Below are 252 nucleotides of genomic sequence, written 5' to 3'. Positions count from 1 at the left end.
GCCATACATGTACGGCACCATCCTGATTGGTTTCAACCCGGCCAGGATCAAGGCGGCCCTGGGCGACAACGCGCCCGTGGACAGTTGGGACCTGATCTTCAAAGAGGAAAACATCAGCAAGCTCAAGCAGTGCGGCGTCGCCCTGCTCGACTCGCCGTCGGAAATTCTGCCGCTGGCTCTGCAACACCTCGGTCTCGACCCCAACAGCAAGAAGCCGGCGGATTACGCCAAGGCCGAAGCGCTGCTGATGAA

1 pseudogene is annotated in these 252 nt (G+C 60.3%); it reads left to right on the top strand.

From position 1 onward, the window contains the following. Positions 1–252, top strand: a pseudogene (locus tag ACTHR7_RS10895) (spermidine/putrescine ABC transporter substrate-binding protein PotF); the annotation flags it as partial.

Source organism: Neisseria sp. P0007.S010, assembly GCF_051962875.1.
Classification (GTDB): domain Bacteria; phylum Pseudomonadota; class Gammaproteobacteria; order Burkholderiales; family Neisseriaceae; genus Neisseria; species Neisseria subflava_A.
This window is presented reverse-complemented; position numbering and strand designations above follow the sequence as displayed.